Below are 26,715 nucleotides of genomic sequence, written 5' to 3' on the forward strand. Positions count from 1 at the left end.
GTCAGCTCCTTACGAGGGTGGACGCGGCAGGAGCCGGGACGCGTTCGGCGAGCGGCAGGACGGGTGGGAGGGCCTCGGGGGGCTCGCCCAGCAGCACCCTGCGGACGACCCGCTCGGCGGCCCTGCCGTCGTCGAACTGGCAGAAACGCTCACGGAACCTGGCCCGTAGTACGGCGGCGTCCGGATCCGCGTAGGAGCCGTCGGTGAAGAGCGCGGCCAGCTCGCCCGGGGTGCCCGCCACCCGGCCCGGCGGCTCCGCGGGCAGGTCGAAGTAGACGCCCCGCGTCTCCCGGTAGACCTCCCAGTCGTCCGCGTACACGACGATCGGGCGGTCGAGGTTGGCGTAGTCGAACATGATCGACGAGTAGTCCGTGATGAGCGCGTCGGCGGCCAGGCAGACGTCCTCGGAGGACCGGTGCCCGGTCACGTCGATGATCCGGCCGGAGCCGCGCCCGCCGCCCTCGTCGTAGAAGTAGTGGGCGCGCAGCAGCACGACGAACTCCTCGCCGATCGCCTCGCAGAAAGCCGCCAGGTCGAGCCGGGACTCGAAGCCGGTGCTGTAGTCGCGGTGCGTGGGCGCGTACAGCAGCGCCGTCTTCCCCTCGGGCACCCCGAGCCGCTCGCGGACCCGGGCCACGTCCTCGGCGGTCGCCGTGCAGTAGACGTCGTTGCGCGGATAGCCGTACTCCAGCGCCTCGTAGCCGCCGGGGAAGGCCCGCTCCCACATCTGGGTGGAGTGCCGGTTGGAGGAGAGGTTGTAGTCCCAACGGTCCACCCGGGACAGCAGCTTGGTGAAGCTGCCGGTCGCGGCGGCGACCACCGGATACGCCGACTGGTCGACGCCCATCTTCTTCAGCGGTGTGCCGTGCTGGGTCTGGAGGTGCACACTGCCGGGGCGCTTGACGACGCCGTCCGCGAAGTTGGCGTTGTTGACGAGGTACTTGGCGCGGGCCAGCACCTCCCAGCCGCGCCGGCTGCCGATCACCGCGTGCTCGATGTCCTTCGGCAGCGCGTCCACCGCCTCCGGCTCGACCAGGAACACCGAGCGGATGTGCGGGGCGAGTTCGCGCGCCTTGGCGTGGATCGCCGCCGGATTGCAGGCGTAACCCCGGCCCCAGTAGGCGCAGTACACCGCGAGGTTCTCGTCGAGCGGGCGGCGCAACTGGGCCGCGTAGAGCGCGCGGGCGCGCAGTGTCCTCGCGCGGGGCACCCGCCGGACCACCCCGGAGGCGACCCGGTTCGCGCCGCGCAGAGCGCGGAACGCGCTGTACGCGCCGGTCGCGAGCAGCCGGTGCTGCACACCGAGACTGCCCGCGGGCACCCGGAACCCGGCCGGGCGGTGGCGCCGGTAGAGCTTGCCCGCCCGGCGGAAGAAGGCCCGGCGGCGGCGCGCGGGCACCCGGGCGGGATGGGCCGCCGTCTTCAGGACCAGGGCGAAGAGCTGGCCGAACAGGGCCTTCGACCGGGCCGCCGGCAGGGTCTGCTCCGAGGCCCGGACAAGGACCCGTTCCACCTGGTCGAGGAGCTCGAAGTGGTGCTCGCCAGGGGCGTTGAGCCGGCTGCCCTGGCGGCGCAGGTGGTGCCGTACGCAGACCGTGCGCAGCAGGGCCGACCGCTCGGCCGCCACCGTCACCAGCCCGCCCCAGCCCGCGTCCGTGAAATGCCCTTCGGGGAAGGTGAGCCCGTGTTCGGCGAGGAAGCCGCGGCGGTACGCGGCGCTCCACGCCGGAACGTGCACCCCGAGCACCTCCGGGGCCTTGTCGAGCGCGGGCGTGCTCGCCTCGCCCTCCCACCAGTGCACGCGCTGATGGCCGAAGTACAGGACGTCCGCGTCGGCGGGGATTCCCGCGTCCAGGGCACCCAGCGCACCCGGCACCAGATCGTCGTCGCCGTCGAGGAACAGCAGATACGCGCCGGTCGCCGCCGCGATCCCGGCGTTGCGCGCCGCGCTCAGCCCGCCCGAGGGCGGCGAATGGAGCGGGGCCACCCGGGAGTCCCGCGCCGCGTACGCGGCGGCGAGTACCGCGGCCGGGGAGTCCGGATCGTCGCAGACCGGGATCAGTTCGAAGTCGCCGAAGGACTGGTTCAGGACCGAGTCCAGCGCGCGGGCCAGTCGCCCGGCGACTTCGAAGGTGGGCACGATGACGCTGAAGCGGGGCATTCTGCTCTTTCTCTCAAGGGGCGCCGAACGGGGAACTCATCGCCCGGGGCGCCCGGTCGGCCGCCAGGTGGAGGGCCGGGTGGGCGTGGGCCGCGACGGACTGGAGGGCACGCGGACTCCGGTTCAGAGGGTCTCGGTCAGGGGAACGGCGGCACCCGGGGACGGAACGCCCCCGACGGGCGAGGCGGCAGGGGTCTCCGGCGGCGGGGCGGAGCCCGGGACGCGGGAGAGGGCCGCAGCCGCGGACGGGGCGGGGCGGCGCTCGGCGAACGGGACGAACGACGGCAGGCCGGCCGTCTCGCCGAGCACCACATGCCGTACGACCCTCTCGGCGGCGCGCCCGTCGTCGTACGGGCAGAACCGCTCGCGGAACGCGGCCCGCAACTGCGCGGAGCGCGAGCCGCGCCACTGCCCCGTCGCGAAGATGTCGATCAGCTCGTCCTCGGTGCGCGCGACCGTGCCCGGCGGGAAGGCCCGCACGTCGAAGTAGGTTCCGCGGGCCGCCTCGTACGCCTCCCAGTCGTCCGCGTGGACGACGATCGGCCGGTCCAGGCCCGCGTAGTCGAACATCAGGGACGAGTAGTCGGTGACCAGCGCGTCCGAGGCGAGGCACAGCGACTCGACGCTCGGATGCCCGGACACGTCGACGAGCCGGCCGCCCGCCGTGTCCGCGAGCGGTTCCCCGTACAGGTGGTGGGCGCGGGTCAGCAGCACGAAGCGCGGGCCCAGCCGGCGCAGCACCCGCTCCAGGTCCAGGGCTCGGCGTTGGGTGCGCCGGTAGTCGCGGTGCGTCGGCGCGTACAGCACGGCGATCGCGCCCGCGGGGATGCCGAGCGACTCGCGCAGCCGGTGCACGTCCTCCGAAGTCGCCTGCTGGAAGACGTCGTTGCGGGGCAGCCCGTACTCCAGCGTCGTGTACGAGGAGGGGAAGACGCGCTCCCAGACCAGTGTGGAGTGGCGGTTGGCGGACAGGCAGTAGTCCCAGGTGTCGGTACTGCGCAGCAGCTCGGCGAAGTCGGTGCCGCGCGCGGCCGCCGGGCGGTCCTGGAGGTCGAGCCCCATCCGCTTGAGCGGTGTCCCGTGCTGTGTCTGGATCATGATCTGGCCGGGCCGCTTGACCAGCCGCCGGTCGAAGTTGACGTTGTTCACCAGGTACTTGGAGCGGGCGAGCGCCGTCCAGTACCCGGCGCTGCCGGGACTCAGCCGGAGCGTCGGGGCCGGGATCGTGTGCTGGTCCTCGGCGCGCGCGATCCACGCCGTGCGGATGTGCGGCGCGAGACTCCGGAAGGCGGACTCCAGGGCCCCGGGGCTGCAGCCGTGACCCCGCCCCCAGTAGCTGGAGAAGACGGCACGGTCGGCGCGCAGCGGCAGCCGTAGCTGGACACGGTAGTGGAGCTGGAGCGCGGCGCCGCGCACCGAGCGCCGCAGCCCGCCGGCCAGCCGCACGGCTCTCTTCCGGATCCGTGACGCGAAGGAGAGCAGGCGGTACGTGCGATGGGTGCCGAGCCCGACCAGCGCGTGCCGCAGCCGGGTACGCGGGCCGGCCGGCGCACCCGGGACCCGGTAACGGCGGTAGTACGCACGGGCCTTGCGCAGGAACTCGGCCCGCGCGGCACGCGGCAGCCGGCCCCGCTTCACGAACACCGTGGCGAAGTGGTCGACCATGCGCCGGAACAGCAGCGGGCGCCACCGGTCCAGCTCCGGGTGCGCGGCGACATGCGCGAAGACCCGGTCGTACTGCTCGAAGACGTCGAAGTGCTTGCGGCTGCTGGTGCCGAGGATGCTCCCGTGGCGCCGCTGCCGGTAGTGCACACACACCCGGTCGAGGGTGGCGATCGTCCCGGCGGACATCAGCGCCGGATACGTCCAGGGGGTGTCCTCGTAGTACCCGGGCGGGAAGGTGAGGCCCTCGTGCTCGACGAACTCCCGGCGGTACGCCTTGTTCCACACCACCATCAGCAGCCGGAGCAGCCCGGGCCGCTCGTCCAGCCGGAACGGCGCCGGGCCCTCCTCGGTCAACTGCGCCGAGACCTGGTTCCGTACGACCTCGCCCGACCAGTAGGTGCGCGCGTAGTCGTAGACCAGGACGTCGGGTTCGCCGGTCTCCTTCACTCGGTCGGCGATGGTCCGCAGGGCGTCCGGAGTGAGGGTGTCGTCGCTGTCCAGGAAGATCAGGTAGTCGCCGGTGGCGCGTTCGAGACCGGCGTTGCGGGCGCGGCCGAGCCCCACGTTCTCCGGAAGGTGCACGGCGAGCACCCGGCCGTCGCGCGCCGCGAACTCGTCGATGATCTCCCCGCAGGCGTCGGGTGAGCAGTCGTCGACCGCGATGAGTTCCAGGTCCAGGTAGGACTGTTCGAGCACTGATTCAAGGCACTCGTGCAGGTACGCCTGAACCTTGTACGCGGGGACGATGACACTGAACCTGGGCACGGGACATCCATGGGTCGGCGCGGGCATACCTGCCCGGGAACGGCCGAAGGGGTGACTTGGTTACGCCAGATGTGGCATCCGGGGGATGCCGGGTGAACGCCGAGGGGCGGGCCGGTGTCCGGCCCGCCCCTCAAACGCTGCCGGGATCGCCCTACTTGACCGCTCCCGCCATCACTCCGGAGACGAACTGCCGCTGGAACGCGAAGAACACGGCCAGCGGGATCACCATCGAGATGAAGGCTCCCGGCGCCAGTACGTCGATGTTGTTGCCGAACTGGCGTACCTGCGTCTGGAGCGCGACGGTGATGGGCTGGCTCCCCGCGTCGGAGAACACCAGCGCGACCAGCATGTCGTTCCACACCCACAGGAACTGGAAGATCCCCAGCGAGGCGATGGCGGGCCCGCCCAGGGGCATCACCACCCGTGCGAACAGGCGCAGTTCACCCGCTCCGTCCAGCCGGGCCGCCTCCAGGAGCTCCCGCGGGATCTCCGCGAAGAAGTTCCGCAGCAGGAACACCGCGAACGGCAGGCCGTAGCCGACGTGGAAGAGGACCACGCCGGTGATCGACCCGAAGACGCCGATCTTCCCGAAGAGTTCGGCGATCGGGATCAGCGCCACCTGCACCGGAACGACCAGCAGTCCGACCACGCCGAGGAACCACCAGTCCCGGCCCGGGAAGTCCATCCAGGCGAAGGCGTAGCCCGCGAGCGAGCCGATGACCACGACCAGGAGGGTCGCCGGGACGGTGATCAGTACCGTGTTGAGCAGCGAGTTGGTGATGTCGCTGTTCTCCAGGAGCTTCTGGTAGCTGTCCACGGTGAGCTGCGAGGGCGTGCTGAAGACCTTCCACCAGCCGCTCGCGCTCATGTCCTCGGGCCTGCGCAGCGAGGACAGCAGCAGCCCGATCGTCGGCACCAGCCAGAACAGGCCGACGAGCAGCAGGAAGACACGGAGGACGCCGCCGCTGACACGGCTCGCGATCCGCGAACCGAGCGAGGGCTCGGCCCTGTTCACGGCCGCGGCGGGCACGGTCTCCGCCGGCCGTCCGGCATGTGTGGTCATCGCCGCACCTCCCGCCGAAGCCTGCGAACGTTGCTGTGTCTTCCCGGGGGACAACCCCCGGACCCCCGGCCGGAGAAGAGGCTTGGGCTCATCGCCGCACCTCCCGCCGAAGCCTGCGAACGTTGCTGTGTCTTCCCGGGGGACAACCCCCGGACCCCCGGCCGGAAAAGAGGCTTGGGCTCACCGCCGCACCTCCCGCCGAAGCCTGCGAACGTTGAACAGCATCACCGGGATCACCAGCAGGAGCAGGAACACCGCGATGGCGCTCGCGATGCCCGGCTGGTCCTCCGAGAAGCCCTTGCGGTACAGCTCCAGGGCCAGCACGTTCGCGTCGTCCTGGGAGGAACCCGGCGCGATGATGAAGACCAGGTCGAAGACCTTCAGCACATTGATCATCAGCGTCACGGCGACCACCGCGAGCACCGGTGCGAGCAGCGGCACCGTGATCCTGCGGAACACCTGCCACTCGTTCGCCCCGTCGACCCGGGCCGCCTCCAGGAGTTCGCGCGGCACCCCCGCGAGCCCCGCCGCGATCAGCACCATCGCGAAGCCCGCCCACATCCAGACGTACGAGCCGATGATGGCCGGGGTGACCAGCGACGGGCCCAGCCAGTTCAGGCCGTTGTACGGCTCCTTGAAGTTGCCCGCAGGAAGCCGCAGCCGGGCTCCGTCCGCCTTGGCCGAGAGCGTGAACGTGCCGTCGGCACCGGCCTTCGCCGTGTCGACGACCTTGCCGTCCCTGACCGCCTCGATCGTCATCCCGGAGTAGCCCACCTCGCCGGGGTCCACCTGGCCGAGCCGGCCGACGCCCTTGCCGCGGGTGAAGTCCTGCCAGGCCGTCCCGGTGATCCTGCCGGGCTCGGCCGGGGCCCGGACGGCCTTCCCGGTGCCGTCCGGCAGTTGGTCCGGGGCGACACCGACGAGCGGGAGGGTGACGGACTGCCCGGTGTGCACGGCCCCCCGGGTGATGAAGCCGCCCTTCTCGGCCTCCAGCGGTGACCGACGGCCCGGGTGGGCCTTCGGGAACGCCGACGAGGGGGCGAAGGTGTCGTGCACCCCCACCCACACCGCGTTCGCGACGCCCTTGTCGGGGTCCTGGTCGTACACCAGCCGGAAGATGATGCCCGCGGCCAGCATCGAGATCGCCATCGGCATGAAGACGACCAGCTTGAACGCCGTTCCCCAGCGCACCCGTTCGGTGAGCACCGCGAAGACGAGCCCCAGCGCGGTCGCCACCGTCGGGGCGAACACCACCCAGATGATGTTGTTCTTCAGCGCGGTGCGGATGCCGTCGTCGGTGAACAGCGCCTTGTAGTTGTCGAACCCGGCGAACCCGTCGCCCTGTTGGTCGTAGAAGCTGCGGACGACCGAGTACCCGATCGGGTAGACCACGAGCGCGCCGAGGAGCACCAGGGCGGGCAGCAGGAACAGTGCCACCACCGCCTTGCGGGTCCCGGTCACGCTCTTGCGTGTACGGGCCGGGGGCACCGGTGCGGTGCCTCCGGCCGTCGCCGACGTCATGGCCGGATCAGCCCTTGTAGGCGGCTGCGGCGTCCGATTCGAGCTTCGCCTGGGTCCCCGCCACGTTCTTCGGGTTCTTCAGGAAGTCCTGGAGATCCTTCCACTCGCCCTTGCCGGGTGTGCCGCCGAAGGCCTGCGGGGCCTGGTCGGACATGTCGAAGCGGAAGTCGTCGCCGGCCGCTGTCAGCGCCTCGGCCATCTTCCGCTGGACCGTGTTGGGGTAGGCGGACGGATCCACGCCCTTGTTCGGCGACAGATAACCGCCGAGCTTCGCCTGGATGGTCGCCGCGTCCGGAGAGGCCAGGAAGGTGACCAGCGCCTGGGCCGCCTTGGAGTCCTTCAGGATCACGGCGGCGTCACCACCGCTGACCACCGGCGGCTTGTCACCGACCGCCGGGAACGGGAACACCTTCGCGTCCGTGCCGATCTTCGCCTTGGTCTCCGCGATGTTGACGCCCACGAAGTCGCCCTCGAAGACCATGCCCGCCTTCGGCTGGTCGCCGCCGGTGAACGTCTGGGTCACCGAGGCCGGGAACTCCGTCTGGAGCGCGCCGTCCGGTCCGCCCGCGATGAAGTTCTTGTTCCCCCACAGCTGGGCGAGCGTGGTCAGCGCGTCCTTCACGGACGGATCCGTCCACTTGATCTTGTGCTGGGCGAGCTGGTCGTACTTCTCGGGGCCCGCCTGGGAGAGGTAGATGTTCTCGAACCAGTCGGTGAGCGTCCAGCCGTCGGCGCCGCCGATCGAGACGGGGGTGACACCGGAGTCGTAGATCGTCCGCGCGGTGGTCAGGAACTCTTTCCAGGTCCCCGGCTCCTTGGCCCCCGCGTTCTCGAAGACCTTCGCGTTGTACCAGACCAGCGACTTGTTGGCGGCCTTGTAGTAGACGGCGTACTGCTTGCCGTCGACCTTGCCGAGGTCCTGCCAGCCCTGCGCGTAGTTCTTCGTCAACTGCGCCTGCGCGTCGGCGCCGACGGGCTTGGCCCACTTCTTGTCGACGGCCTGCTTCACCGCGCCGACCTGGGGGAGCAGCGCCACGTCCGGTGGCGCGCCGCCCGCGATCTTCGAACCCAAGAAGTTGATGATCGGGTCCTGCGCCGGTACGAAGGTGACCTTCGCGCCCGTGCGCTTCTCGAACTCCGCCAGCACCTTCTTGAAGTTGGCCTGTTCCGCCCCTGTCCACACGGCGGCGACTTCCAGGGTGGTGCCGTCGAGTTTGGGGAGGGTGACGGAGCCCGCGCCGGTGCCGCCGCTCTCCTTGCCGTTTCCGTTTCCCTTGTCCTTGCCGTCGTTGCCGCCGCCACACGCGGTGAGCGTGAGAGCTCCGGCGACCACGGCGGCCGCGGCGGCCTGTGCGGCCCTGCGTGAGCGGTGCGTGGAGCGATCGGACGACCTGCGTACACGTGGATTGCTGCGCATCACTGCCCCGTTCATCGATCTTCGGCGAACGTCACACCAGTGTCCCGTGCGCTCCGGTCTACGCCTGGTCGCTCGGGGGCGGCAAGACCGCCGGGGCGGTCAAGGGGGAGATCGTGATTGGGTCGTGACGTGGTGTCACGGATACGGGACCGCGCCGAAGGGGCGATCCGGCGCGCCCCACGACCCGGTTCGCCCGGCCGTGAGCCGAAGGGCTCCGCGTGGTGAACAGACCCGCGTGGTGAACAGACCCGCGCGGCGAACGGACCCGCGCGGCGAAGGGCTCCGCGCGGCGAAGGGACCCGCGCGGCGAAGGGCTCCGCGCGGCGAAGGGCTCCGCGCGGCGAAGGGCTCCGCGCGGCGAAGGGACCCGCGCGGCGAAGGGACCCGCGCGGCGAAGGGACCCGCGCGGCGAAGGGTCCCGCGCGGCGGAGGGCCGGACGGCTCCTGGAGCGGCGGCGGCCCTAAAGCAGGGACGGCACCTCCACCGCGGAGACGGAACGCGCGGCGCGCTCCAGGGCGCTGGCGAGCAGGGCCAGGTCCGTGGGGCCGTTGCCCAGCTCGCGGACCGGGCGGCGGGCCGGCGGATCGCCCATGCGGTGCCACTCCAGGGGGACGACCGTGGGGCGGAGCGTGGCCGTACGGGGAATGCGCCCCGTGACCCGCCCGCCCTGGAAAGGTGTCTCCCGGCCGTCCGGACGGAGCAGCCGGCCCCGCCCGGGGGCGGGTTCCTCAGGTCCGGGCGACGGCGCGTCGAGGGTGACGCGCAAGGCGGCGGAACGTGCCAGCTCCGACGCTCCCGTACGGCCGCCGACACCGGAGGCCGCCACGAGGTGAACCCCGAGCCGGTCCCCTTCCCGGGCGACGGCTTCCAGCGCCCGGACGACCGAACCGGCCGCCGGCCGCCCCGGCGACCCGAGCGGCGGTGACAGCAGCGCGTCCAGGTCGTCGACGACCACGACCAGGCGGGCCAGCGGCGGTCCCGGTTCGGTCCGCTGCCGTGCGGCGGCGGGCCGCAGCCGCAGTGTCGAGCTGGGCGGGGTGTCGAGGTCCGCGGCGCCCAGGGACGAGGTCCCGTTGGAGGAGGGCCCGGGCGAGCGCTGGGCCACGATCCGGCCGGGCACCGTCCGCCCGGCGTGCCACTCCGCGAAGCCGAGCCGGCCCAGCAGCTCGGACCGCCGCTTCAGCTCCGCGCTCAGCGACTGGGCGAACTCCCGCATCCGCACAGGGTCGTTGGCGGTGAGATGTGTGGTGACATGCGGCAGGTCCGTGCAGACCTGAAGTCCTTCCCCGCCGTTGCCCGCGCCATGGCCTCCCGTGCCGTCGCGGCCGTCCAGCAGCACGATCCCGAGCCGGTCGGGCCGTTCGGCGGCGGCGAGGGAGGCGGCGACCGAGCGCAGCAGTTCCGTACGGCCACTGCCCGGGGGGCCCTCGATCAGCAGATGCGGACCTTCGACGGGCAGGTCGACGGCGACGGGTCCGCGCGGGCCCGCGCCGAGCACCGCCCGCGCCCGTCCGCCGAACGCCTCGCTGTCGTCCGCGGCGTCCGCCCAACGCGCCATCAGGGAGGCGGGGGTGGCCCGCGCCAGCCCCAGTTCGTCGAGCAGCCGGGCTATCTGGGGCAGGGGCGCGGACACGCGCGCGTGCCGGTCCCCGGGCGTTCCGTCCGTCCGCAGCGGTGCGAGGGACCGGGCGAACCGCTCGGCCCAGGCGACGGACACGGCGTCCACCGCGGCGACGGTGCCGTGCCCCACGGGGCCGCGCGGGAGCTGTCCGGGGGTCCCGGAGGGCGTACGGCCCGTGCGCGGGGCGGCCTCGGCGCGTCCGGCGCTGTCACCGGGGCCGGTTCGCCGTCCGGCTCCGGGGTGCGGGATGCCTGTGTGGGTGGATCCGTCGTGCCGGTGACCCGGATACGACGGAGCGGCGGGCGAGGCCGCGTCGCGTGCGGGCCCGGAACGCGGTGATCCGGGGTGGGCGGACCCGGCGAAACCCGGTCCGGCGGTGTCGGATCCGTCGTGCCGCGAGCCGGTGTGGGAGGCCCCGGTCCGGGACCCGCCCTCGGGCGCCCGCTCGCCCGTACCGCCCGGCGCCACGCGCAGCAACCGCAGCGCCGTCGCGACGTCCCCGCTGAGCAGGGCCACCGCCCCGCACTCGCGGAACGCGGGCGAGGCCTCGCAGGCCGCTTCGTAGGTCTCCGTCACGGGTGAGGCGGGCGACGCCGCAGCGGTCTCGGCGAGGCACACCAGGTGGATTCCGGCCCGTGAGCCCTCGTGCGCGAGCCGCATCACGGCCTCCCGCACGTCCGGGCCCCCCGGGTCCCCGTCCACGACGACCACCGTGAACGGACCCTCGTAGTCGCCGTGGCCGTCGTCCGGGTCCTCGGGCCGCGCCCAGGAGGGCCGCCGCACCGGGCCGCGCGGACCGCCGTCGGCCGGGCCGCCGCGTTCGCCGTCGTCGTACGTGCCGGACCGGGCCGCCGGGACCTTCGCGCCGGCGCTCCCCGTCAGGGGGCCCCGGGCGCCGGGTGCGCCCTCCGCCTCCGCGAGGCGGTCCTCCAGGCGGCGCAGCAGTTCGTCGGTGCGCTCCGCCGCCTGCTCACGGTCGTAGGCGAGAAGGAGACGGCAGTCCTGGCCGTGGGTGGGGCGCAGATGGGGGAGCCAGCCGAGCCAGGACCACTCGGCGCTGCGCTCCTCCACCGTGCGCGCCCGGTCCGTGCTGATGAGGACGATCTCCAGGGTGTCGGGGGAGTGCAGCGTGGCGAGCTGTGCGACGACCGCGCGGGCCAGCCCCGCCAGACGCGCCCGCGGCCCGGCCAGGCCCAGTGAGCCGACCTCGCGCAGCCCGGCGGTCACCGGCACCGCGGGAAGCAGGCCCGAGCCGTCCGGCGCCGTCCGGTCCGCCGTGCCCAGCCGCACCGTCAGTGCCTCGGGGTGTCCGGGGCCCCGCTCCCACAGCCGGGGACCCGGCCCCAGCGCGGTGAGCAGCAGCGTCGCCGGGTCGGGCCAGCTCTCCGGCGAGCGCCGCACGGCGGGAACGAGCTCCTCCACCGCGACGGCTCCGTCGTCGTACGCCTCCTGCGTGGTCCCGGCCGGTTCTCCGCGGCCGCCGGCCAGACGCCGGGCCCACGCGCCGATGCCGCCCCGCCTGCGGGTCCCCGGCGGAAGGTCCGTGCCCCGTGTGGGGGTGCCTTTGCGCGCGCTCGGGACGCCCGGCGCGGGTGCGCCGCCGGACGCGTCCGTGGCCTCGGTCCCGAACCCGGAGGTCCCCGCGGTCGCGTCCCGCGTCTCCGCCCGCCAGCCGGAGGCTTCCTCGGGCCCGCCGGGGCGCCCGTCGCCGCGCGGGAAGGGTCCGGGGCCGGAACCGCGGCCCTCCGCCGTCATGCCCCGCGGCCCGCTCTCGATCCGGGGTGCCCCGCCCTGCTCCGGCACGGCGGGGGGCACCGCCCGTCCGTGTCCCTGCGCCTCGGGGGCGCCGCCGGAGGCCCCCCGCTCCGCGGTCCCGTAGGCGTGGTGTGTCTCGCCCACGGGCGGCAGGGCACCTCCCTGGACGAGGGAGGCGCTGTCCCCGCGCGCGTGGGGCACGGCACCACGCGGCTGCGGCGCGCCCGGAGGCGAACCGGGCCGCGAACCCGAAGGGGAGTTCGGCGCCGAGGCGGCGGACGGTTTCCGCCCCGGGACCGCACCGCCCCGGGCGAGGTCGGCGGGAAAGCCGTCCGGAGTCGCGGACTCCGTGTCCGGCCGGGCGGCGGGGATGCCGGCGCCCGCCCGCTCGCGGGGCCAGGAGCCCCGGGTGGGACCGTCCTCGGCGGACCGGACCCGCACCCTTATATGGCCCTCGCCGTCCGGCGCGGTCTCCACGGAGCCGGCGCCTCCCGGCGGGGCGAGCCGCAGGGCCGACTCGCCGACGCGCAGCAGGGCGCCCTCGGTCAGGGCGACGGGGCGGCCGCCGACGCGGGAGCCGTCCAGTGTCGTGCCGTTCGTCGAGCCGATGTCGGCGACCGAGACGCGGCCCTCCGGGGTGACGGTGACCGCGCAGTGCAGGCGGGACACGTCCGGGTCGTCCAGCGGCACATCGGCGTCCGCCGAGCGGCCGATGTGGATCTGGCCGCCGTGCAGCAGGTGGACACCGCCGGCGTCGGGTCCCGCGACCACGTGGAGCTGGGCGGAGACGTCGTCCAGGTCGGGACCGGGCTCGGCGGGCGTGCCCAGGCACAGCACGGCCCCGTCGGTCAGCGGCGGCTCACCGAGCGTGCAGCGCTGGGCGTCGAGCCGCTCCGCGCCCGCGTAGAGCACGATCTGGCCCCCGCCGGACTCGCGGCCCCGCTCACCGGGGGACGTCCCCGCGCTTCCCCCGACCGCCGCGGCCAGCCCCGACGCGACCGCGGCCAGCGCCGTCCCGGCGGGCGCGGTGACCAGCACATCGCAGGCCGTGGCTCGCCCCCGCGGCTCCGATGGCGGGCCCAGCGGGTCTACGACGGTCAGCCGGATCTGCATCGCCGTCAGGGGTCCCTTCCGCACAGGTGCCCGCGACGAGGACGAGACTGCGCTGCGGTCCCCCACCGCAGATCTCCCCCACCGCACACGGGCACGTCGGCCAGTACTGGAGGCATCCTCGCACCTGCCACTGACAACACGCCCGCCCCCCACCCGTAAGTGATCTTGATTGGTCGGCTCTGCCCGTAAAAGTGCCTGACCAGTGCCCGCCCGGTGTTCGCTTGAGATCGGTCACGCCCGGCCCCGGCAACCAACCGACCGGAGTGAGCGTCTTTCCGTCGAACATGAATGAGCGCCTTCCCGTCGAACGGGTACGGGGACGCGTACGTAAGCGCTTATGCGGACCACAGGTGCGCATGGGACCTATGGGGAAGCACACGAGCGGGACAGCCCGATGCCGGGGACAGCGGCACTACAGTGGGTCGGAAACACCTGTACCACGGTGATCACGGTGGACGGACCAGGCAAGCAAGCAACAGGGAGCGCATGACGTGCGGCCGGTAGGGAGCAAGTACCTCCTTGAGGAGCCGCTGGGGCGCGGCGCCACAGGCACGGTCTGGCGAGCCCGCCAGCGGGAGACCGCGGGCGCCGAGGCGGCCGTCGCCGGGCAGCCCGGCGAGACCGTGGCGATCAAGGTCCTCAAGGAAGAGCTCGCCAGCGACGCGGACATCGTGATGCGGTTCCTCCGGGAGCGGTCGGTGCTGCTGCGCCTGACCCACCCGAACATCGTGCGGGTGCGCGACCTCGTCGTCGAGGGCGATCTCCTCGCCCTCGTCATGGACCTGGTCGACGGCCCCGACCTGCACCGCTACCTGCGCGAGAACGGTCCGCTCTCACCCGTCGCCGCCTCCCTCCTGACCGCCCAGGTCGCCGACGCCCTCGCCGCCAGCCACGCCGACGGCGTCGTGCACCGCGACCTGAAGCCCGCGAACGTCCTGCTCAAGCAGGACGCCGCCGGGATGCACCCGATGCTGACCGACTTCGGCATCGCGCGGCTCGCCGATTCCCCCGGCCTCACCCGCACCCACGAATTCGTCGGCACGCCCGCGTATGTGGCCCCGGAGTCCGCCGAGGGCCGCCCGCAGACGTCCGCCGTCGACATCTACGGCGCCGGCATCCTGATGTACGAGCTGGTCACCGGCCGTCCCCCGTTCGGCGGCGGGTCCGCCCTCGAAGTGCTGCACCAGCACCTGAGCGCCGAACCGCGCCGTCCCTCTACCGTCCCCGACCCGCTGTGGACGGTCATAGAGCGCTGCCTGCGCAAGAACCCGGACGAACGGCCCAGCGCCGAGAACCTCGCGCGCGCCCTGCGCGCGGTCGCCGCGGGCGTCGGGGTGCACGCCACCCCCGCGCAGATCGCCGCGGCCGACGGCGTGGGCGCCCTGCTCGCCCCGGACCCGGCCCCGGCGCCGGTCCCGGACATGGCGGGCGCGGCCGACCCCACGCAGGTGCTGCCGCAGGGCGCCGGCTCGTACGACCCGTACGGCGCGACCAGCGTGCTGCCGCACACCTCCGGCGCGGCCGACCCGACCGCCGTGCTGCCGCCGGTGCCTCAGCACCAGCCGGGCGGACCGGGCGGACAGCCGGGCCAGGGCGAGGACCCGCACCCCTGGCAGAACCAGCTCCGCGCGGCCCGTGACCGCAACGAACAGACGCAGGTCCAGTACCTCGACCCGAACGAGGACCCGCTGCGCCGCCGCCCCCAGCGGCAGGTCGCCCGACCGCAGCAGCAGCCCCAGCAGCAGCGCCCGCAGCGCGGCCAGCAGCCGCCGCCCGGTTACGGATATCCGCAGCAGCAGCAGCAGCAACAGCAACAACAGCAGCAGTACGGGCAGCAGCAGCCGCAGCGCTACGCCCCCGAGCCGCAGCGGCAGCAGCAGCAGCCGCAGCGGTACGCGCCGGAGCCACAGCGGCCCCAGCAGCCCGCGCAGCGCCAGCCGCGCGAGCCCCGGCAGCGCAGCTCCAACCCCATGAAGATCCCGGGTCTTGGCTGCCTCAAGGGGTGCCTGTTCACGATCATCATCCTGTTCGTCGCCGGCTGGCTGGTCTGGGAATTCAGTCCTCTCCAGCACTGGATCGGCTCCACCAGGAGTTTCTGGGGCGAGGTGACCCACACGTACCACCAGGTCAGCGGTTGGGTCGGAGATCTCGGCTCGAAGAACCCCTCAGGCAACTGACTCTGGGGATTTGTCGACACCTGACGGGTGATTTCGGTCTCGGGAGTGAAGGTTGGCTCCGCGGGCGCGTACTTTAAGCGGCAACACGCGTCTGTAGGAGCAGTCTTGGCACGCAAGATCGGCAGCAGGTACACCGCGCACCAGATCCTGGGGCGGGGGAGCGCCGGCACGGTGTGGCTGGGCGAGGGACCCGAGGGGCCCGTCGCCATCAAGCTGCTGCGCGAGGACCTCGCGTCCGACCAGGAGCTGGTGGGGCGTTTCGTGCAGGAGCGCACCGCACTGCTCGGTCTCGACGATCCCCACGTGGTGGCGGTCCGCGACCTGGTGGTCGACGGCAACGACCTCGCCCTCGTCATGGACCTCGTACGGGGCACCGACCTGCGCACCCGGCTCGACCGGGAGCGGCGGCTCGCCCCCGAGGCCGCGGTCGCGATCGTCGCGGACGTCGCGGACGGGCTCGCCGCCGCGCACGCCGCCGGGGTCGTCCACCGCGATGTGAAGCCCGAGAACGTCCTGCTCGACATGCAGGGCCCGCTCGGCCCGGGCGGCTCCCACCCGGCCCTGCTGACCGACTTCGGTGTGGCCAAACTCATCGACTCGCCGCGCCGGACCCGGGTCACGAAGATCATCGGAACCCCGGACTACCTGGCGCCCGAGATCATCGAGGGCCTGCCGCCGCGCGCCGCCGTCGACATCTACGCCCTGGCCACCGTGCTCTACGAACTGCTCGCCGGGTTCACGCCCTTCGGAGGCGGCCACCCCGGCGCGGTCCTGCGCCGTCATGTCACGGAGACCGTGGTCCCGCTCCCGGGCATCCCGGACGAGCTGTGGCAGCTCATGCTGCAGTGCCTGGCCAAGGCGCCCGCGTCCCGGCTGCGGGCCTCCGAGCTGGGGGCGCGGCTGCGGGAGCAGTTGCCGCTGCTGGCCGGGATGCCGCCGCTGGACGTGGACTCGCCGGACGCGGAGGCGGCGGACGAGGACGAGGACTACGAGGAGAGCGCGGAGCCGGCCGCGCCCGCGGAGGCGCGCGTACGGCGCGGGGCGGTCCCCCTCGTTCCCGGGGCGGCGCCCGACTCGAACCGCGACACGCACACCTCGATGCGGGTACCCGCGCCGGACGAGCTGGCCGGCGGGGCCCGGGGGACGGCCAGGGTGCCCCGTGCCGCGGGCGCGCCCCGTCCCGGGTCCGCCCGGCACCGGGCCTCCGCCCGCCGGCGGCGCATCACCCTGGGGGTGGCGGCGGCCGTCCTGGTCGCCGCGGTGGGCGTCGGGACCTGGCTCGCCACCTCCGGCGACGGTGCCGACGCGACCCCCCAGGACACGAAGAACTCGGCCCCGGCCTCCCCGTGACCCCCCGGGTACGGGGGGTCACGGGGCCCCTCGGGGGCGAGGGGCGAGCCCCGGTTGTCGTAACCGTTACGCTGGAGGCGTGGCAGTCGTCGATGTATCCGAAGAGCTCAAGTCCCTCTCCTCGACCATGGAGTCGATCGAGGCCGTCCTGGACCTCGACAAGCTGAGGGCAGATGTCGCCGTGCTCGAGGAGCAGGCGGCCGCGCCGTCCCTGTGGGACGACCCTGACGAGGCGCAGAAGATCACCAGCAAGCTGAGCCACCTCCAGGCGGAGGTCAGGAAGGCCGAGGCGCTCCGCGGGCGCATCGACGATCTGAGCGTGCTCTTCGAGATGGCCGAGGAGGAGGACGACCCGGACACCCGCGCCGAGGCCGACACCGAGCTCGTCGCCGTCAAGAAGGCGCTGGACGAGATGGAGGTCCGCACGCTCCTGTCCGGCGAGTACGACTCCCGTGAGGCCGTCGTCACCATCCGTGCCGAGGCCGGCGGCGTCGACGCCTCCGACTTCGCCGAGAAGCTCCAGCGCATGTACCTGCGCTGGGCCGAGCGCCACGGCTACAAGACGGAGCTCTACGAGACCTCGTACGCGGAGGAGGCGGGCATCAAGTCCACCACCTTCGCGGTCAAGGTGCCGTACGCGTACGGCACGCTCTCCGTGGAGCAGGGCACGCACCGGCTGGTGCGCATCTCGCCGTTCGACAACCAGGGGCGCCGCCAGACCTCGTTCGCCGGTGTCGAGATCCTGCCGGTCGTCGAGCAGACCGACCACATCGAGATCGACGAGTCCGAGCTGCGGATCGACGTGTACCGCTCGTCCGGTCCCGGCGGCCAGGGCGTCAACACCACCGACTCCGCGGTGCGCCTGACCCACCTCGCCACCGGCATCGTGGTCTCGTGCCAGAACGAGCGGTCGCAGATCCAGAACAAGGCCTCGGCGATGAACGTTCTGCAGGCCAAGCTCCTGGAGCGGCGCCGGCAGGAGGAGCAGGCCGCGATGGACGCCCTCAAGGGCGACGGCGGCAACTCCTGGGGAAACCAGATGCGTTCGTACGTTCTTCACCCGTACCAGATGGTCAAGGACCTGCGCACGGAGTACGAAGTCGGCAACCCCGAGGCCGTGTTCGGCGGCGAGATCGACGGCTTCCTGGAGGCCGGAATTCGCTGGCGCAAGCAGCAGGAGAAGTAGGAACGCGCGAGGCGCGGTCCGGGCGGACGTTCTCCGCCCCTCCCGAACCTCTTTGTCGACAAGGCAACTGCCGTCCACCGGACGGCAGTTGCCTTTGTTTTGAGGGGTTGTCTGGGTTTTACGTCACAGTCAGATGTCCGCACGCCAGGCAAACAATGCGGTTCCGGACATCGCGTACGCAACGACCTTGACGTTGCTTTGAAAACTGGGAAGGGTGACGTGTGGCATGCGTATCACCGGGGCGCATGTGAACCGGGGGGCCGACCGAAAACCTCCTGTGACGCCGTGGCTCCGGGCGCTGCTCCATTGACGATCAGCTACTGGGGGTAGCAGGCAGATGACCAAGAAGACGCGGATTCTCGCGGCACGAATAGCAGCCGGCGTGGTGATCGCCGCCGGTGCCTCACTGACCGCCGCGGGTGTCGCCTCGGCGACCGCCGCCGACGACCCGACCCCGACCCCGACCATCACGGGTATCCCTGAGTCGCCGGTGCCCCCGACGTCGCAGCCTCCCACCGAGGAGCCTCCGACGTCGCAGCCTCCCACCGAGGAGCCCCCGACGTCGCAGCCTCCCACCGAGGAGCCTCCGACGTCGCAGGCCCCGACCACCACCGCGCCCACCGGGAACCCGACCGAGACGCCCGGTTCCGGCTCGTCCTCCGCGCCCGCGGGCGGCAGCGGCGGCAACGAGAACGACCCCAACGGCGGGTCCTCCACCCAGGAGGAGGGCTCCTCGGCCCTCACCGACACCGGCTCGGACACCAAGGCCCAGGGCAAGGACGGCGCGCTGGCCGAGACGGGTGCCGGTCAGACCGCGTTCCTGCTCGTCGGTGCCGCCACGATGATCGCCGGTGGTATCGGCTTCCGTCTGGTGCCGCGCCTCGCCGCCGGCCGCGGCGGTGCCGCGGCCTGACGCCGCGCGCGTGACGAAGGGCCCGGAGCAGCCCGCTCCGGGCCCTTCTCGTGTCAGGGGCCCCTCTTCGTGTCAGGGGCGGCCGGCGGGGCCGCTCGGCGCCGTCGGGGCGGCTCTCACACCGTCTGGTGGGCCACCAGCGCCAGCGCCGCGATCAGTACCGCGAGCAGGGCGATCAGTGCCATGGGGTTCAGTCCCGCGAAGGGGCTCTCCTGCTGGAGCCGCTCCCGGTTCGCACGGCAGACGGGGCAGCGGCCCTCGCTGACGGGCGACGCGCAGTTAGCGCATACCAATCGGTCGTACGTCATGCGCCGACCCTCCTTGCGACGTCTCCGCGCACGCACCGTTCTCGCGTGCACATCGCTCTCTTAACGCTTCGGCGAACGCAACCGTTCCCCTACCACTGTGCCAGGTTCCGCGGATTTCGGCGCGGCTCGCCTTATCCTGCCCCGCCCGGAGAGCCGTCAGCCGCTCGGATCCGGTGTGAATCGCGCCTCAGATCCATGACAAATCGTGCAAGCCGCGCGCAACCCCGTACGCCGACTGCGCTCGCACACCCGGTTCGCGTATGGTCACGCACACCTACCCCCGGCGACCCGTGGTGCACCCGTGATCCGATTCGACAATGTCTCCAAGGTCTACCCCAAGCAGACCCGCCCCGCTCTCAGGGATGTCTCCCTGGAGGTCGAGCGCGGAGAATTCGTGTTCCTCGTGGGGTCCTCCGGCTCCGGAAAGTCCACCTTCCTGCGGCTGATCCTCCGCGAGGAGCGCACCAGCCAAGGCCAGGTGCACGTCCTGGGCAAGGACCTCGCGCGCCTCTCCAACTGGAAGGTGCCGCAGATGCGCCGCCAGCTGGGGACCGTGTTCCAGGACTTCCGTCTGCTGCCGAACAAGACGGTCGCCGAGAACGTGGCCTTCGCCCAGGAGGTCATCGGCAAGTCCCGCGGTGAGATCCGCAAGTCCGTGCCCCAGGTGCTCGACCTCGTCGGGCTGGGCGGCAAGGAGGACCGGATGCCCGGTGAGCTGTCCGGTGGTGAGCAGCAGCGTGTGGCCATCGCGAGAGCCTTCGTGAACCGGCCCAAGCTCCTCATCGCCGACGAACCGACGGGTAACCTCGACCCACAGACCTCCGTGGGCATCATGAAACTGCTCGACCGGATCAACCGGACGGGCACCACGGTCCTGATGGCGACGCACGACCAGAACATCGTGGACCAGATGCGCAAGCGCGTCATCGAGCTGGAGCAGGGCCGTCTCGTCCGCGACCAGGCACGCGGCGTCTACGGCTACCAGCACTGATCATCGTCCACGGAAAGGTCTGAGGAAGACGCCATGCGCGCGCAGTTCGTTCTGTCGGAGATCGGTGTCGGTCTCCGCCGCAACCTGACCATGACCTTCGCGGTCGTCGTCTCGGTCGCCCTCTCGCTCGCCCTGTTCGGCGGCTCGCTCCTGATGAGCGACCAGGTGAACACCATGAAGGGCTACTGGTACGACAAGGTCAACGTCTCGATCTTCCTCTGCAACAAGAGCGACGCCGAGTCCGACCCGCACTGCGCCAAGGGCGCGGTGACCAGTGACCAGAAGAAGCAGATCGTCTCCGACCTGGGCAAGATGTCCACGGTCGTCCAGAAGGTCACCTACGAGTCCTCGGACCAGGCGTACAAGCACTACAAGGAGCAGTTCGGCGACTCCCCGCTGGCCAGCTCCCTCACGCCGGACCAGATGCAGGAGTCGTACCGCATCAAACTGAAGGACCCGGAGAAGTACCAGGTCATCGCCACCGCCTTCGACGGCCGTGAAGGCGTGCAGTCCGTGCAGGACCAGAAGGGCATCCTGGACAACCTGTTCGGGCTCCTGAACGGCATGAACTGGGCCGCCCGCGCGGTCATGGCGATGATGCTCGTCGTCGCGCTGATGCTGATCGTCAACACGGTGCGCGTCTCGGCCTTCAGCCGGCGGCGTGAGACCGGCATCATGCGCCTCGTCGGCGCCTCCGGGTTCTACATCCAGGCGCCGTTCATCGCGGAGGCCTCGGTCGCCGGACTCATCGGCGGCGGTGTGGCCTGCGGATTCCTGCTGATCGCCCGGTACTTCATCATCGACCACGGTCTGGCGCTGTCCCAGAAGCTGAACCTGATCAACTTCATCGGCTGGGACGCCGTGTTGACCAAGCTCCCGCTCATCCTCGCGACGAGCCTGCTGATGCCCGCCGTGGCCGCGTTCTTCGCGTTGCGCAAGTACCTGAAGGTGTGACGCATACCAAGAGGGCCGTACCGTCAACCGGCGGTGCGGCCCTTCGCGTTGTCCTAGACTCACCGGCATGTCAGGCCGTGACCTGTTCTGCGAGCCCCGCCGCATCCGCCGCGGGGCGGCTCTGACATTGGTGTTCGCGAGTGTCCTGGTCGCCGGAGCGGCGACCGGATCGTTCTCCGACTCCGCCCGCAAGACCACGGACCGGACGCCCCGTTCGGCGGCGGCGCGCCACCACGACGAGGTCGCCGAGGCGGCCGCCGAGGCGATGGCCGACGGCAAGTCCCCCATGGAGGCCGCCGAACGCGCCGTCAGCCGCAGCGGAGACCGCTGGGGCGCCGTCTACTCCCAGGGCGAGTACGAGGAGTTCGAGCAGGCCCTCGACGGCCAGTACACCGGCGTCGGCCTGTGGGCCCGCCGTGAGCGCGACGGACGGATCGAGGTCACCCACGTCCGGGCCGGCTCGCCCGCCGCCGCGGCGGGCATCCGCAAGGGCGACCGGCTGCGCACCGTCGACGGCGCGAAGGTGGACGGCCGGCCGGTCACCGAGGTCGTCTCGTTACTGCGGGGCGACGCCGACGACGCGGACGCCGGCACGAAGGTCTCCCTCGGCCTGGAGCGCGGTACGCAGTCGTGGAGCCGGACCCTGCGCCGCGCCAGGCTCTCCACGGACTCCGTGACCGTCAGCGGGCTTCCCGGCGATGTCACCCTGATCAAGGTCGACGCCTTCACCAAGGGCGTGGGCGACGCCGTACGGGCCGCCGTCGGCCGGGCGCCCCGTCGCGCCGGGATCGTCCTCGACCTGCGCGGCAACTCCGGCGGCCTGGTAGTCGAGGCCGTCACCACCGCCTCCGTCTTCCTCGACGGCGGCCTCGTCGCCACGTACGACGTGGACGGCGCGCAGCGCGTCCTGCACGCGGACCCCGGCGGCGACACCACCAGACCGCTGGTCGCGCTCGTCGACGGCGGCACGATGAGCGCGGCCGAACTGCTCACCGGGGCCCTCCAGGACCGCGGGCGAGCGGTCGTCGTGGGGACCAGGACCTTCGGAAAGGGCTCGGTGCAGATGCCGAGCCGGCTGCCCGACGGCTCCGTCGCCGAGCTGACCGTCGGGCACTACCGCACCCCCGCGGGGCGCTCCGTCGACGGCCGGGGCATCACCCCCGACCTGGAGGCGGACCAGGGAGCGCTGAAGCGGGCCGAGACCGTGCTGAGCGGCCTCGGAGACCCTTCCTGAGCCCTGTCGTGCCGCCCGGACCGCGGGCCCGGTAATCGGCTTTCCCCCGAGCCCCCCTGTAGTGCGAAAATGGCCAGCACTATGAGCAAGGGAATGTACGTACCGAAGGAGTCCCAGCCCAAGCAGGGCGGCCAGGGCTCCGGCAAGGCCAAGGACGGCAAGCGCAAGATCGTCGCGCAGAACAAGAAGGCGCGGCACGACTACGCGATCGTCGACACCTACGAGGCCGGGCTCGTCCTGACCGGCACCGAGGTGAAGTCGCTGCGCCAGGGGCGCGCCTCGCTGACCGACGGCTTCGTCCAGATCGACGGGAACGAGGCGTGGCTGCACAACGCCCACATCCCGGAGTACAGCCAGGGCACCTGGACGAACCACACCGTGCGCCGCAAGCGCAAGCTCCTCCTGCACCGCGAGGAGATCGACAAGCTGGAGGCGAAGACCCAGGAGACGGGTCACACGATCGTGCCGCTCGCCCTGTACTTCAAGGACGGCCGGGCGAAGGCGGAGATCGCGCTCGCCCGCGGCAAGAAGGAGTACGACAAGCGGCAGACCCTGCGCGAGAAGCAGGACCGGCGCGAGTCGGACCGCGCGATCTCGGCGGCCAAGCGGAAGCAGCGCGGCGAGTAGTCCGCCCGGCTGCCGGGCGGGCCGCGACGCGGGCGGGGCGGCTCCACCGGAATAGGCTGGCACCGTAGTGCGTCGGTCACGTACGATGGCACTTGCACCTCACAGCGGGTGCGGGGTTCCTCCCCGGAGGGGCCGAGCTTTGAAAAATCAACATGGGGATGATCGGTTTCGACAGCGGCTGTTGAAGCAGGGGAAGCGTGCCGAGGAAGCGGCAATGATCTCGTTAACCATATGTCGCAAAAAATAATCGCCAATTCCAAGAGCGATTCCCAGTCCTTCGCCCTCGCTGCCTAATAAGCAGTGAGTGAAGGACCCTTAATGGGTGTCAGCCCGGGAGTGTTCCCGACCCGGATCCTGGCATAATCTAGGGGACTAAACCATCGAGCCCGGTCACGGGGTTCGCTGGGAAATCAAACAGTGACTGAGCCCGTCGGCGACTTGTTCGCGTGATTGCCGGGGCTGAGAAAATCACAGCGAACTGCGCACGGAGAAGCCCTGATTTTGCACCGTTGGACGCGGGTTCGATTCCCGCCATCTCCACTCATCCCATGTGGGCACAGGCCCCGTCGCTTTCGAGCGGCGGGGCCTGTGTCATGCCCGGAGTGCCATGGCGCCTCACGCGTTCAGCGTGCGCGGCGCCGTACTCGCGCGTTCCGTCATCCGGGGAGTCAGCAGGGTCGCCTCGGACGCGGGCTTGCCGTTCAGCCGGTTCATCAGCAACTCCACCGCCCGCGCCCCGACTTCCGCCGAGGGGATGGCGATGGACGTCACCGGGACACGCAGGCTCCCGGCGAGTTCGTCCGGGCAGATGGCGGTGACGGACAGATCGGCCGGGACCCGCAGGCCGAGCTGTTCGAAGGCGTCGATCAACGGCTCCAGGACCGGCTCGTTGTGGACCACGACCCCGGTCAACGCGGGCTGTTCGCGCAGCAGTTGCTCGGCGACCCGGCGGGCGGCGGCCGGCGATGCCTCGCAGGGGTGGACGGACGAGGCGAGCCCGTTCCGGTCGGCGGCGGCCGTGAACCCCTGCACCACCCGCTGCGCGAACGCCGTGCCCCGCACGTACACCTCCGGCGGTGACCCGACGAGCGCGACGACCCGGTGCCCGAGTCCCGCGAGCCGCTCCACGCACAGCTCACCGGCCGCCTTGAAGTCCAGGTCGATGCAGGTGAGCCCGTCGGCGGCGGCCGGGAAGCCGATGAGTACCGACGGCCGTTCCAGCGCCCGCAGCAACGGCAGCCGGGGATCGTGGAGCTGGACGTCCATCACGATCAGCGCGTCCACCAGCGCGGTGTCCGCGACCCGGCGCAGACCGTCCTCGCCCTCCTCCTGGGTGAGCAGCAGGACGTCGTGGTCGTGCAGCCGGGCCGCCGTCACCACCGACACCGCGAACTGCATCACCACCGGCACATGGATGCCCGCCCGCAGCGGGACGACCAGGGCGAGGACGTTCGACCGGCTGCTCGCGAGAGCCCTGGCCCCGGCGTGCGGGCGGTAGCCGAGGCGGCGGATGCTCTCCGCGACGCGCTGCCGGGTCTCCTCGGAGATCGGCCGCTTGCCGCTCAGCGCGTAGGAGACGGTACTGGGGGAGACCCCGGCGTGCCGGGCCACATCGGTGATCTTGACCATCACTCGGACCCCAGTTCCAGGGAGAGGAAGCCCGTCCCGGCACGGGCCCGTACCTCGCGGCCGTCCGCGGCCATCCCCCACGGCGCGCGGGGATCGCCGCAGGACGCGCGCAGGGTGTCCCCCTCGCGTACGACGGTGAAGGTGACACCGCCGACCGGCACCGTCACCCGGGCGCCCCGCTTCAGGCCGTACGCGCGCAGGGTGACCCCGTCGGCGTGGTCGTAGTCGGGGCGGTCGTCCACCGCCCCCACCGCGATCACCGCGCCCGGCCGCACGAGCAGCGGCACGCTTCTGAAGCCGTGCCGCTCGCGCACCCAGCGCGGTCCCGTCACCGGCGGCCCGCCGAGATAGGGGGTCCAGGCGCCCTCGGGCACGTAGTAGGAGACGTCCCCCTCGTCGCTGAACACGGGCGCGACCAGCAGATCCGGGCCGAGCATGTACTGACGCTCCAGATGCGCGCACCCCGGATCGTCCGGGAACTCCAGGACCATCGCCCGCATCATCGGCACCCCCTCCGTGTGGGCGGTGCGGGCGGCCTCGTACAGGTACGGCATGAGGCGGAGCTTCAGCCGGGTGAACAGCCGCAGGACGTCCACGGCCTCCTCGTCGAACAGCCAGGGCACGCGGTACGAGGACGAGCCGTGCAGCCTGCTGTGCGAGGACAGCAGTCCGAAGGCGATCCACCGCTTGAACAGCGCCGGCGTCGGTGTCCCCTCGAAGCCGCCGATGTCATGGCTCCAGAATCCGAACCCCGACATGCCGAGGCTGAGCCCGCCGCGCAGCGACTCGGCCATCGACGCGTACGTCGCCTCGCAGTCGCCGCCCCAGTGCACCGGGAACTGCTGGCTGCCGGCCGTCGCCGAGCGGGCGAAGACGACGGCCTCGTGTTCCCCCCGGTGTTTGCGCAGCACATCGAACACGGTCTGGTTGTAGAGGTACGTGTAGTAGTTGTGCATCCGCTCCGGGTCGGCGCCGTCGGAGTAGGCCACGTCCACCGGGACCCGTTCGCCGAAGTCGGTCTTGAAACAGTCGACGCCCTGTTCGAGCAGTGCCTCCAGCTTCGACGCGTACCAGTCCCGGGCGTCCGCGCTGGTGAAGTCGACCAGCGCCATGCCCGGCTGCCAGAGGTCCCACTGCCAGACACTTCCGTCGGGCCGCCTGAGCAGATGCCCGAGGGCCCGTCCCTCCGCGAACAGCGGTGAGCGCTGCGCGATGTACGGGTTGATCCAGACGCAGATCCGCAGTCCCTTGTCCTTCAGCCGGGCCAGCATCCCCTCGGGGTCGGGGAACACCCGCGGATCCCACCGGAAGTCGCACCAGTTGAACTCGCGCATCCAGAAGCAGTCGAAGTGGAAGACGGACAGCGGGAGTTCACGGTCCCGCATGCCGTCGATGAAGGAGGTGACGGTGTCCTCGTCGTAGGAGGTGGTGAAGGACGTCGACAGCCACAGGCCGAAGGACCACGCGGGCGGCAGGGCCGGACGTCCGGTGAGCGCCGTGTACGTGCGCAGGATGTCCTTCGGGGTCGGGCCGTGGATGACGTAGTACGTCAACTGCTGCGTCTCGGCGCTGAACTGGACCCGGGAGACCGCCTCCGAGCCGACCTCGAAGGAGACCCGGCCCGGGTGGTCGACGAAGACGCCGTAGCCCGCGTCCGTCAGATAGAACGGCACGTTCTTGTAGGCCTGTTCGGTGGCGGTGCCGCCGTCCGCGTTCCACATGTCCACGACCTGGCCGTTCTTGACGAGCGGCCCGAACCGCTCGCCGAGGCCGAAGACCTGGGTGCCGACGCCGAGGTTCAGCTGCTCGCGCAGGTAGTGGGCGCCGTCCGCGTCCCGCACGATGCCCATGCCCTTGGGGCCGCTGCTGGTGAGGACCCGGCCGTGCGCGAGGAAGTCGACGTGCCAGGGGGTGGTGCGGGCGACCCGGACGGACAGGGCGCCCGAGGTCAGGGTCGCGTGGTCGTCGTCGTACTCCACGTGCGGTGTGAACCCGGTTCCCCGCACCTCGAACCGGGGCCCCCGCGGCTCCTCGCCCTGGAAGTGGGTGAACGTGACGCCGATGACGTCGGGCATCGGCGCATGGGCGCTGATCGTCACGACCGGTCCCTTCAGCAGGTCGCCGCGGTGCCGGATGGGCTGCGTCGGCGCGTGGATCTCCAGGCCGCCGGGGCCCGAGGTCACGTCGAGGACCTCGACCGGATGGGCCGCGGTGACACCCTCGCGCAGCAGCCAGTAGCCGTCCGTGAACTTCACTGTCGTCCC

The 26,715-nt window shown here is 71.8% G+C and carries 17 protein-coding genes and 1 other RNA gene; 9 read left to right on the forward strand and 9 right to left on the reverse strand.

What is annotated here, in order from left to right; genetic code table 11:
* Position 1 precedes the first annotated feature (1 nt).
* From OHT01_RS24285 to OHT01_RS24310, 6 genes are all read right to left on the reverse strand, one after another.
* Positions 2–2,161, reverse strand: a complete 2,160-nt coding sequence (locus OHT01_RS24285) for a CDP-glycerol glycerophosphotransferase family protein (RefSeq protein WP_328555227.1) — start codon at positions 2,159–2,161, stop codon at positions 2–4.
* A 123-nt stretch (positions 2,162–2,284) separates the two neighbouring features.
* Complete coding sequence (locus OHT01_RS24290) at positions 2,285–4,591, reverse strand: bifunctional glycosyltransferase/CDP-glycerol:glycerophosphate glycerophosphotransferase (protein ID WP_328555228.1); 2,307 nt, start codon at positions 4,589–4,591, stop codon at positions 2,285–2,287.
* Positions 4,592–4,742: 151 nt separating this feature from the next.
* A complete protein-coding gene (locus OHT01_RS24295) occupies positions 4,743–5,654 on the reverse strand; it encodes a carbohydrate ABC transporter permease (protein WP_328555229.1) in 912 nt (303 codons plus the stop codon).
* A gap of 180 nt (positions 5,655–5,834) precedes the next feature.
* On the reverse strand, positions 5,835–7,175 hold the full coding sequence (locus tag OHT01_RS24300) for a carbohydrate ABC transporter permease (protein WP_328555230.1): 1,341 nt from the start codon (positions 7,173–7,175) through the stop codon (positions 5,835–5,837).
* 7 nt (positions 7,176–7,182) lie between these two features.
* Complete coding sequence (locus OHT01_RS24305) at positions 7,183–8,592, reverse strand: ABC transporter substrate-binding protein (RefSeq protein WP_328555231.1); 1,410 nt, start codon at positions 8,590–8,592, stop codon at positions 7,183–7,185.
* Positions 8,593–9,053: 461 nt separating this feature from the next.
* The gene (locus OHT01_RS24310; protein ID WP_328555232.1) at positions 9,054–13,082 is read right to left on the reverse strand and encodes an FHA domain-containing protein; all 4,029 of its coding nucleotides are present in this window, start codon (positions 13,080–13,082) and stop codon (positions 9,054–9,056) included.
* 491 nt (positions 13,083–13,573) lie between these two features.
* On the opposite strand from OHT01_RS24310, the gene OHT01_RS24315 reads away from it, so the two are divergent.
* The 4 genes from OHT01_RS24315 to OHT01_RS24330 all read left to right on the forward strand — a co-directional run bounded on the left by OHT01_RS24315 (position 13,574) and on the right by OHT01_RS24330 (position 18,708).
* Positions 13,574–15,259 carry a serine/threonine-protein kinase gene (locus OHT01_RS24315; protein ID WP_328555233.1) on the forward strand — a complete coding sequence of 562 codons (1,686 nt, stop codon included), beginning with the start codon at positions 13,574–13,576 and terminating at the stop codon, positions 15,257–15,259.
* A 105-nt stretch (positions 15,260–15,364) separates the two neighbouring features.
* The gene (locus tag OHT01_RS24320; protein ID WP_328555234.1) at positions 15,365–16,609 is read left to right on the forward strand and encodes a serine/threonine-protein kinase; all 1,245 of its coding nucleotides are present in this window, start codon (positions 15,365–15,367) and stop codon (positions 16,607–16,609) included.
* A gap of 79 nt (positions 16,610–16,688) precedes the next feature.
* A complete protein-coding gene (prfB, locus tag OHT01_RS24325) occupies positions 16,689–17,795 on the forward strand; it encodes a peptide chain release factor 2 (protein WP_328555235.1) in 1,107 nt (368 codons plus the stop codon).
* Positions 17,796–18,132: 337 nt separating this feature from the next.
* On the forward strand, positions 18,133–18,708 hold the full coding sequence (locus tag OHT01_RS24330) for a hypothetical protein (protein ID WP_328555236.1): 576 nt from the start codon (positions 18,133–18,135) through the stop codon (positions 18,706–18,708).
* Between the two features lie 116 nt (positions 18,709–18,824).
* Here OHT01_RS24330 and OHT01_RS24335 read toward each other — a convergent pair whose 3' ends face one another.
* Positions 18,825–19,016: a hypothetical protein gene (locus OHT01_RS24335; RefSeq protein WP_328555237.1), complete on the reverse strand. Its 192-nt coding sequence runs from the start codon at positions 19,014–19,016 to the stop codon at positions 18,825–18,827.
* A 301-nt stretch (positions 19,017–19,317) separates the two neighbouring features.
* Between OHT01_RS24335 and ftsE the strand changes: the two genes are divergently transcribed.
* The 5 genes from ftsE to ssrA all read left to right on the forward strand — a co-directional run bounded on the left by ftsE (position 19,318) and on the right by ssrA (position 23,365).
* Positions 19,318–20,007, forward strand: a complete 690-nt coding sequence (ftsE, locus tag OHT01_RS24340; RefSeq protein ID WP_328555238.1) for a cell division ATP-binding protein FtsE — start codon at positions 19,318–19,320, stop codon at positions 20,005–20,007.
* 33 nt (positions 20,008–20,040) lie between these two features.
* Positions 20,041–20,961, forward strand: a complete 921-nt coding sequence (ftsX, locus tag OHT01_RS24345; RefSeq protein ID WP_328555239.1) for a permease-like cell division protein FtsX — start codon at positions 20,041–20,043, stop codon at positions 20,959–20,961.
* Positions 20,962–21,028: 67 nt separating this feature from the next.
* Positions 21,029–22,195 carry a S41 family peptidase gene (locus tag OHT01_RS24350; protein WP_328555240.1) on the forward strand — a complete coding sequence of 389 codons (1,167 nt, stop codon included), beginning with the start codon at positions 21,029–21,031 and terminating at the stop codon, positions 22,193–22,195.
* A 93-nt stretch (positions 22,196–22,288) separates the two neighbouring features.
* Entirely contained in the window at positions 22,289–22,822 is a 534-nt protein-coding gene (gene smpB, locus OHT01_RS24355; RefSeq protein ID WP_328558244.1) for an SsrA-binding protein SmpB, read from the forward strand.
* A 154-nt stretch (positions 22,823–22,976) separates the two neighbouring features.
* Positions 22,977–23,365, forward strand: a transfer-messenger RNA (tmRNA) gene (gene ssrA / locus OHT01_RS24360).
* Positions 23,366–23,437: 72 nt separating this feature from the next.
* Here the strand turns inward: ssrA and OHT01_RS24365 are convergent.
* Positions 23,438–24,451 carry a LacI family DNA-binding transcriptional regulator gene (locus OHT01_RS24365; RefSeq protein WP_328555241.1) on the reverse strand — a complete coding sequence of 338 codons (1,014 nt, stop codon included), beginning with the start codon at positions 24,449–24,451 and terminating at the stop codon, positions 23,438–23,440.
* Entirely contained in the window at positions 24,451–26,706 is a 2,256-nt protein-coding gene (gene yicI / locus OHT01_RS24370) for an alpha-xylosidase (RefSeq protein WP_328555242.1), read from the reverse strand. The genes OHT01_RS24365 and yicI overlap by 1 nt, the downstream gene beginning before the upstream one ends.
* Positions 26,707–26,715: the final 9 nt, after the last annotated feature.

It is taken from the genome of Streptomyces sp. NBC_00358 (assembly GCF_036099295.1).
Taxonomy (GTDB): Bacteria; Actinomycetota; Actinomycetes; order Streptomycetales; family Streptomycetaceae; genus Streptomyces.

Bases quoted from the DNA above. Each gene is read 5' to 3' on its own strand.
- OHT01_RS24350 (WP_328555240.1), top strand. From the start codon at position 21,029: ATGTCAGGCCGTGACCTGTTCTGCGAGCCCCGCCGCATCCGCCGCGGG.
- OHT01_RS24295 (WP_328555229.1), bottom strand. From the start codon at position 5,654: ATGACCACACATGCCGGACGGCCGGCGGAGACCGTGCCCGCCGCGGCC.
- smpB (WP_328558244.1), top strand. From the start codon at position 22,289: ATGTACGTACCGAAGGAGTCCCAGCCCAAGCAGGGCGGCCAGGGCTCC.
- OHT01_RS24365 (WP_328555241.1), bottom strand. From the start codon at position 24,451: ATGGTCAAGATCACCGATGTGGCCCGGCACGCCGGGGTCTCCCCCAGT.
- OHT01_RS24330 (WP_328555236.1), top strand. From the start codon at position 18,133: ATGACCAAGAAGACGCGGATTCTCGCGGCACGAATAGCAGCCGGCGTG.
- OHT01_RS24310 (WP_328555232.1), bottom strand. From the start codon at position 13,082: ATGCAGATCCGGCTGACCGTCGTAGACCCGCTGGGCCCGCCATCGGAG.
- OHT01_RS24305 (WP_328555231.1), bottom strand. From the start codon at position 8,592: ATGCGCAGCAATCCACGTGTACGCAGGTCGTCCGATCGCTCCACGCAC.
- OHT01_RS24285 (WP_328555227.1), bottom strand. From the start codon at position 2,161: ATGCCCCGCTTCAGCGTCATCGTGCCCACCTTCGAAGTCGCCGGGCGA.
- OHT01_RS24300 (WP_328555230.1), bottom strand. From the start codon at position 7,175: ATGACGTCGGCGACGGCCGGAGGCACCGCACCGGTGCCCCCGGCCCGT.
- ftsX (WP_328555239.1), top strand. From the start codon at position 20,041: ATGCGCGCGCAGTTCGTTCTGTCGGAGATCGGTGTCGGTCTCCGCCGC.
- OHT01_RS24335 (WP_328555237.1), bottom strand. From the start codon at position 19,016: ATGACGTACGACCGATTGGTATGCGCTAACTGCGCGTCGCCCGTCAGC.